Source organism: Rhizobacter sp., from assembly GCF_031412075.1.
Classification (GTDB): domain Bacteria; phylum Pseudomonadota; class Gammaproteobacteria; order Burkholderiales; family Burkholderiaceae_C; genus Rhizobacter.
In genome coordinates, this window is sequence record NZ_JANOCG010000376.1 from 1 (window position 1) to 6,324 (window position 6,324).

Sequence of the window (6,324 nt, forward strand, 5' to 3'; positions counted from 1 at the left end):
CGGCGAGCGTTGTGGCGCTGCGGTTGGTTCGGTCTGCATGGGCGTCTCCTCGTTGTCGTTTTTGGTTTCAGGCGCTCAGGCGGACGGGCGACACACCCGAAGCCACCACCCGCCCTTCGAGCCAGGCGTGTACCGCTTCGAGTGCGCCGTTGGCATAACCCCAGCTCACGACGGCGGGCGCGGCGATGTCGAGCACCTGAAACGGGTTCCACAGCACCAGGTGCAGGTCGGGGCGCCAGCTTGTTGACTGGGCGCCGTAGCGCTCGCGGTGGTTGGAGGCCAGCACGGTGCGGCGGCCATCGGCGGGCAGCGTGGACCAGTCGAGTGAGGCCAGGTCGTCGAGCGCCAGCAGGTCCACGTCGGTGAAGCCTTCGAAGAGGCGCGCCACGGCGTCGGCCGGCAAACCAGCTTCAGAGACGCCGTCGCAAGGCACGCGGCGCTGCGTGATCACGCGCAGCGGCTGGTTCCGTGCGGGTGCTTGCGGCGCACCGAGCGCGGTGAGGCCCGCGGCCCAGGCGCGGTGCATCAGGCGGTCGTCGCTCTCGCGTTGTGCGCTTGGGTATGCGGTGGCACCTGCCGGAAAGCGGGCGGCCAGCGCGTCGAGCCGCGCACACGCACGTTCAAGTTGTGCGCTGGTGAGTGCGCCGCTGGCCTGAGCGTGCTGAATCGCCTCGATGGCCGCCAGTTGGTCCGCTTGGCTGCCGAGCGCCATCACCATGTCGGCACCGGCCTGCAATGCGAGCACGGCGGCGCGGTCATGGCCGTAGTGGTCGTAGATGGCCTTCATCACCAGTGAGTCGGTGATCACCACACCCTCGTAACCCCAGGCCTCGCGCAACACGCCACCGAGAATCTGGCGCGACAGCGTGGCCGGGTGCTCGGCATCGAGCTGCGGGTAGACGATGTGCGCCGTCATCATGGCGGGGGCCTCGCCCTTCAGGTCGCGGAAGGGGCGGAATTCCATCGCTTCCAACGCCGCCAGCGGCTTGTCGACCACCGGCAGGTGGCTGTGCGAATCCATGTGGGTGTCGCCGTGGCCGGGGAAGTGCTTCACGCAGCAGGCCACACCGGCGCGCAGCGCGCCACGCATCCAGGCACCGGCCAGGCGCGTCACCTCGGCCGGGTTGTCAGAGAAGCTGCGCTCGGCAATCACCGGGTTGGCCGGGTTGTTGTTGACGTCGAGCACCGGGGCGAAATCCCAGTTGATGCCGAGGCTGCGCACACCGCGGCCCACGGCTTCGCCGACGGCTTCGGCCAGGGCTTCGTCACCCGCGGCACCGAGTGCCATCGCCGCGGGCGCTTGCGGCAAGAAGGTGGCACGCACCACCGAACCGCCTTCCTGGTCGAGGCCGATCAGCGCGTGCTCGCCCATCACCTCGCGCAGGTCGGCGGTGAGTTGTTTCACCTTGGCTTCGGTGCCAAGGTTGTGACGGAAAAGGCAGACGGCGCGGATGTGGTGGCGGCGCAGGAAGTCGGCGGTCGCCGCGTCGAGCGAGGTGCCCTGGATGTCGACCATCACCAGCCGGCCCGCTTGGAATGAAGCGCTCATGGCCGGCCCTATTGAGTCCGCGTGACCTTGGCCAGGTGGCGCGGCCGATCCGGGTCGAAGCCTCTTGCCTGGGCCAGCGCCTCGACCATCGGATAGAAGCTCTGGATGGCCGAGATCGGATCAAGCTCCACCGAGGCCGTTTCGACGATCGGCAGCGTGGCGCCCGGCGTGCCGACGGGTGCGGCCAGCAGCACCTTGGCACCGCGCCCACGCATCTCTTCGGCCAGGGCCACCAGCCCGGCCTGAGCCGGCCCGCGCGGCGCAAACACCAGCAGCGGGTAGCCCTCGTCGATCAGCGCCATCGGGCCGTGCTTGACCTCGGCGCCCGAGAAGGCCTCGGCCTGGATGGCGCAGGTCTCCTTGAACTTGAGCGCCGCTTCCATCGCCACCGGCAAACCGGTGCCGCGGCCGATGACGAACAGGCGGTCGGCGTGGCGCAGCGCCTCGACCGCGCTCGACCAATCGGCATGGGCCGCACGCGCCAGCACGCCGGGCAGCCCCGAGAGTGCCGCCTGCAACACCAGGTCGTCTTGCCAGGCCGCGACCACGCGCGCACCCGCCACCAGCTGCGTGATGAAGCTCTTGGTCGCCGCCACGCTGGTCTCGGCACCGGCATGCAACGGGAACACCCACTGCGCCGCCTGCGCCAGCGGCGATTCGGGGTCGTTCACGAACGCGGCGGTGCAGGCGCCACCGGCGCTGAAGTAGCGCATCGGTGCCACCAGGTCGGGGCTCTGGCCCGATTGCGAGAACGCCATCGACGCGAGCCCCTCGCAAATGATCTGCGACTGGTAGAGCGTGATCAGCGACATCGGCAGCGAGGTCACCAGCCGCCCCATGCGCGCCATGATCAGGTAGGCCATGAAGTGGGCTGCGTGGTCGGAGCTGCCGCGCGCCACGGTGAGCACCGAGCTCGGCGGCCGGGCGCGCAAGAAGGCGCCGAAGTCGCTGTAGGCCTGGTCGTTCTGGGCCAGTTGGCGGGCCACGGCGGCGGGCGCTTCGCGCGCCTCAGCCAGCATGCGCGTGTTCAATCCTTGCTCCTCTCAATGGGACTTCCTTCTACGTACACATCGGTCAGTTTCAAATCGCGGTCGAGCACCGCCAGGTCGGCCCAGGCGCCCACCGCCAGGCGGCCACGGTCGGCCACGCCCATGTAGTCGGCGGCGTTGGTGGCGACGCGACGCGAAGCGTCGACCAAGCCGAGGCCCAATTCGTTGACCAGGTTGCGCAGCGCCTGGTCCATCGTGAGCGTCGAGCCGGCCAGGGTGCCGTCGGCCAGGCGCACACCGCCCAGGCATTTGGTGACCTTGTGGCGGCCGAGCTTGTATTCGCCATCGGGCATGCCGGCGGCGGCGGTCGAGTCGGTCACGCAGTAGAGGTGCGGGATAGCACGCAGCGCCACGCGGATAGCGCCGGGGTGCGCGTGCAGCAGGTCGGGAATGATCTCGGAGTAGGTGGCGTGCGCCAGCGCCGCGCCCACCATGCCGGGCTCGCGGTGGTGCAGGCCGCTCATCGCGTTGAACAAATGCGTGAAGCCGGTGGCGCCGCGCTTCATGGCTTCGACGCCGTCTTCGTAGCTGCCCAGCGTGTGGCCGAGCTGCACGCGGTAGCCGGCTTTCACCATCGACTCGATGGCGTCCATGTTGCCGGCGGTTTCGGGTGCGAGCGTCACCAGGCGGATCGGCGCCATGTCGTTCAGGCGGCGCAGTTCTTCGGCCTGCACCGGCCGCGCGAAGTTGGGCTGCGCGCCGAGCTTGCCGGCGTTGATGTAAGGGCCTTCGAGGTGCACGCCCAGCACGCGGGCACCTTGCGGGCTGCGCGTGGCGCAGACTGACTTGAGCGCGCGGAAGGCGCGCTCCAGGTCGCTCATCGGCGCGGTCATGGTGGTGGCCAGCATGGCGGTGGTGCCGTGTGTCGCATGCAGCTCCGACACACGTGCGGCGGCGTCGCCGCCTTCCATGATGTCGCGGCCGGCACCGCCGTGCACATGCAGGTCGATGAAGCCGGGCATGACGATCGGGAGCGTCGACTCGCGTACCTCGCGCTCATCGACGGGTTCGCCTTCGATGGCGGCGATGCGGCCGTCTTCGGCCACGCTCAACGTGCCCTTGACGAAGCCACGCGGCGTGAGGATGTGCCCTTGCAACTTGGCGCTCATGCTTCGCGCCTCATCTCGGCCACGAAGTCGTAATAGTCGCTGCGACAGTACGAATGGGTGAGCTCCACCGCCTGCCCCGAATCGAGGAAGCCAATGCGGGTGATGAAGAGCACCGCCTGCCCCACCGGCACGCCGAGCTGTTCGGCCAGGCGCGGCTGCGCATTGAGCGCGCGGATGTGCTGCAACGCACGCACCGGCGCCATGTGCACGCTGGTCAGGTATTCGTAGAGCGAACCGTCGACCGCCTCGGGGCTGGGCAGCACACTTTGCGGCAGCACACTCACCTCGTAGGCCATCACCACGTCGTCGGCCAGGCGCAGTCGCTCCAGCCGCGCCACGCGGGCGCCGGGTGAGAGGCCGAGGCTCAGCTGCTCGTCGGGCACGGCCGCGGTGATGGCACGCTCCAGCCACCGCGACGAGGGCGTGTAGCCGCGCTGGTGCAGCTCTTCCGAGAAGCTCGTCAGTCGCGACAGCGGCTGCTCGATGCGCGGGGCGATGTAGTTGCCCGAGCCACGGCGGCGCACGATCAGGCCCTGGTCGACCAGCTGGTCGATGGCCTTGCGCGCCGTGACGCGCGACACATCGACCGACTCCGACAGCACGCGCTCCGAAGGCAATGCCTCGTTGGTCTGGTAGCGGCCATCGCGGATGGACTGGCCCAGCTTGCGGGCCAGCTGCACATACAGCGGAGAGCTGTCGCGCGCGTCCGGCTTGAAGTCGAACAAGGCTTTCTTCATCGGTGGTTCTCGTTCTCGATCTCGCGACGAATCAAGGTCAGCGCGCCGGCGGCCGGGCCGTCGGCGGCTTCGACGCAGCGGCTGCGTACCGCCGGCGACAAACGATCGGCCAGGCGCTTGCCGATGCTGCCCAGCACCACCAGCGGCAGGCCGCCTTGCGGGTCGAGCGCGAGCGCGGTGGCGTCGAGCGCGCTGACGGCGCGGCCCAGCAGATGCGCCGCCGCCGGGTCGCCGGCTTCGGCCTCGAAGATGGCCGGCGCCAGCTGCGCATAGGCGAACTGCCCGGCGTGGTCACACCAGGCCTGCAGGCTGTCGCGGTCGGCGCCGCAGGTGGCCCAGATGTGGCGCACCAGCGGGCCGGCGTTGATGCGGCCGTCCATCGCGCACTGCGCCAGGCGCACGGCGCGCAGGCCCAGCCAGGCGCCGCTGCCTTCGTCGCCCACCGGGAAACCCCAGCCGCCCACGTTGAAGCGTGTGCCATCGGGCCGCAGCACCTCGCCCACACTGCCGGTGCCCGAGGCCACGATCGCGCCCGGTTTGCCGGCGTGCGCGCCGACCAGCATCACGAAGGCATCGGTCTCGACGAGCAATCGGTCGAAGCCCTTGTTCTGCGCCACGAACTTGTCGCGCCAGGGCCGGTTGCTCACGCCTGATAAACCAGCGCCCAGCGCGCAGCGCTCCCAGGGCGGGGCGTCCAGGCCTGCATCGGCGAACGCCGCTTTGGTCGCGGCCAACACCTGCACCCAGGCAGCCGCAATGCCCTGTCCCAGGGCCGACGGACCGGCGCTGCCCTGGCCCAGCACGGGCCCACCGGGGCGCGCCACGACCGCGCGCGTTGCGGTGCCCCCACCATCCACCCCGATCAAAAAGTCGATCATGTCGGCCTTCACGGTTCCTGTTGTTTTGCCGGGCGTCAGCCCCTGCGATAGAACCAGTTTAGTACCAGTAATACCAGTGTGTCAATTGGTATTAATCGGCTTCGTCATTTGATGAATTGTTCGTTGCCGACCATGCCGAGCTTGCTGACTCCCAGGCGCTGTGCGCTGGCCATCACCCCGGCCACACGTTCGTAGTCGACGAGCTTGTTGGGCCGCAGGTGCACCTCGGGTTGGTCGGGCATCGCCGCCGTGGCGCTCAGCCGGCCTTCGAGCGCGGAGCGGTCGGGCAGCGCCTCGCCGTTCCAGAAGATCGTGCCGTCGAAATCGATGTCGATGGTGACGACCACCGGCGGCGCGGCGGGCGGAGGCGGGTTGCCGGCCGGCATGTTGAGGTTGACCGAGTGCAGCTGGATCGGGATGGTGATGATCAGCATGATCAAAAGCACCAGCATCACGTCGATCAACGGTGTGGTGTTCATCTCGACCAGCACCTCGGGCTCGGTGCCAACGTTGCCTAAACCTGCGTTCATTCCCATGGGTTTTTCTCCTGGCAAGTGTGACGATCAAGCAAGTGTGACGATCAACCGCGCGGCGGCGGTTCGGTGACGAAGCTGATCTTCTGGATGCCCACGCGCTGGCACGCAAACACCACCCGGCCCACCGATTCGTAGCGCGACTTGCCATCGCCACGAATGTGAATCTCCGGTTGTGGCACGGTGAGCGCCACCTTCTTCAGCCGCTCGACCAGCGCACCGTTGTCGGCCACGGCCTGGGCGTTCCAGAACACGTCGCCGTCTTGCGTGACCGAGATCTCGATGTTCTCGGGCTTGGTCTGGCGAACGATGTTGGGCTCTTTGGGCAGGGTGACTGCGGCGTTCTGCGTGACGACGGGCACAGTGATCAGAAAGATGATCAACAGCACCAGCATCACATCCACCAGCGGGGTCGTGTTGATGCTCGCCACCACCTCGTCTTCGTCGCCGACGGGGGCGCCTACGTTCA

The 6,324-nt window shown here is 68.4% G+C and carries 7 protein-coding genes; all 7 read right to left on the minus strand.

Annotated features, from left to right (window positions below):
• Positions 1 to 67: 67 nt before the first annotated feature.
• The gene (gene nagZ, locus RMO40_RS14030) at positions 68 to 1,549 is read right to left on the minus strand and encodes a beta-N-acetylhexosaminidase (protein ID WP_309722319.1); all 1,482 of its coding nucleotides are present in this window, start codon (positions 1,547 to 1,549) and stop codon (positions 68 to 70) included.
• Positions 1,550 to 1,557: 8 nt separating this feature from the next.
• Positions 1,558 to 2,568 (minus strand): SIS domain-containing protein, encoded by a 1,011-nt coding sequence (locus tag RMO40_RS14035; RefSeq protein ID WP_309722337.1) that lies wholly within the window; start codon positions 2,566 to 2,568, stop codon positions 1,558 to 1,560.
• 8 nt (positions 2,569 to 2,576) lie between these two features.
• Positions 2,577 to 3,707 carry an N-acetylglucosamine-6-phosphate deacetylase gene (nagA, locus tag RMO40_RS14040; protein ID WP_309722322.1) on the minus strand — a complete coding sequence of 377 codons (1,131 nt, stop codon included), beginning with the start codon at positions 3,705 to 3,707 and terminating at the stop codon, positions 2,577 to 2,579.
• On the minus strand, positions 3,704 to 4,444 hold the full coding sequence (locus RMO40_RS14045) for a GntR family transcriptional regulator (RefSeq protein ID WP_309722325.1): 741 nt from the start codon (positions 4,442 to 4,444) through the stop codon (positions 3,704 to 3,706). Before RMO40_RS14045 ends, nagA begins: the two co-directional genes overlap by 4 nt.
• Entirely contained in the window at positions 4,441 to 5,322 is an 882-nt protein-coding gene (locus tag RMO40_RS14050; RefSeq protein ID WP_309722328.1) for a BadF/BadG/BcrA/BcrD ATPase family protein, read from the minus strand. The genes RMO40_RS14045 and RMO40_RS14050 overlap by 4 nt, the downstream gene beginning before the upstream one ends.
• Before the next feature lie 104 nt (positions 5,323 to 5,426).
• Positions 5,427 to 5,858 carry a biopolymer transporter ExbD gene (locus RMO40_RS14055; RefSeq protein ID WP_309722331.1) on the minus strand — a complete coding sequence of 144 codons (432 nt, stop codon included), beginning with the start codon at positions 5,856 to 5,858 and terminating at the stop codon, positions 5,427 to 5,429.
• Positions 5,859 to 5,902: 44 nt separating this feature from the next.
• A partial coding sequence (locus tag RMO40_RS14060; protein ID WP_309722334.1) for a biopolymer transporter ExbD occupies positions 5,903 to 6,324 on the minus strand: 422 nt, incomplete at its 5' end.